Origin of the sequence: Burkholderia sp. (assembly GCF_018375725.1) — a bacterium.
Taxonomy (GTDB): domain Bacteria; phylum Pseudomonadota; class Gammaproteobacteria; order Burkholderiales; family Burkholderiaceae; genus Burkholderia.
On record NZ_JAHACR010000549.1, the window covers coordinates 1 to 1087 of the forward strand.

General features: G+C 54.5%; 1 protein-coding gene. It reads right to left on the reverse strand.

What is annotated here, in order from left to right; translation table 11 throughout:
* Window positions 1-803: 803 nt before the first annotated feature.
* Window positions 804-1087, reverse strand: a 284-nt coding sequence (locus KH616_RS25305) for a plasmid pRiA4b ORF-3 family protein (protein ID WP_292255335.1), incomplete at its 5' end; no start/stop codon positions are given.

Below are 1087 nucleotides of genomic sequence, written 5' to 3' on the forward strand. Positions count from 1 at the left end.
AGCCTTGAACTCATCCGTATACCGCTTGCTGCTCATATCCATCTCCTTGGTCACCGTAATATACGGCTAGAAGATGGCTAGGAAATTCTGGTCGATTCAGATGAACAGCAGGTATTAGTCAAAGATGCAGAGCTTCCGAGCTATATGGGAGAGATCCATAAGCAAGCCGAGACCGTCATTGCCAGGTTGAGACTCCAACGCGACCTTCACGTCGTGGACGCTGTTGCGTTTGAGGACACTGTCCCGAAAATTCCCATATTTCCTTCTACCCGGCTGTTACGGAGAGTAGCGGATAACCGATTCGTAATGTATCTCGGGAAGAGTACGCATCCCTTCGTTGATCCGGGAGAGTTCGTAGGGTGCCGCTACCATTGGCATGGCGACGCGTTCAAAGAAGGGGTCGCAGCAAGCCACACTCCCATTTTGAGGCCATCGACTGAGCCGCCAGCATATTTTCCGAGCGGCTCAGTTCGACACTGTGCTCACGCTGGAGTCCATGCGCTTCGAGCAGAGAAATGTGCGATAAGGGCTATGGACAGTTTTCTCTGCTGTCGGGCCTGCGCCTTACAGACAAGGTGCTGGACAGATGGTGCCCCCCATCTCCCTTGTATCAAACAACGGCAGGACGTCGATGTGAAAGACCTTACCTGTTGAGTAGAACGGTGCGTCGTTCTTTTGAAAGACCTGTCGCACTTCTAATGAGAAACTATACGACGGCGTCCCGGCAAGCACGTGCTTGGAACATTCAAACACCGTATTGGATAAACGTAAGCGTGGAGCCGATACCGTGTTGACGGCGTGAGTTACCGGTTTCCCCAACGATTGGAAGCCATGCGTAGCAGCGTGGCATTGGCAGCACGCAGATCGAACAGTTCTGCGTCGAAGCCGGGGCCGACCCAGTTTCGGTAATGGTCAGCTTCCTCGCTATTCGGATCGTTGCATAGCGCGCTCAGGAACGCTTCGTAGCCATGCGGGCCGCCAACATCCTCTGGCGGGCACGCGCGAGCACCATCAATGACCTGGGCCGCGCCCCACGGTTCGCTCTCAATGGTTTCCACTTTCTCAACGACGATGGCGTGATCCCAGC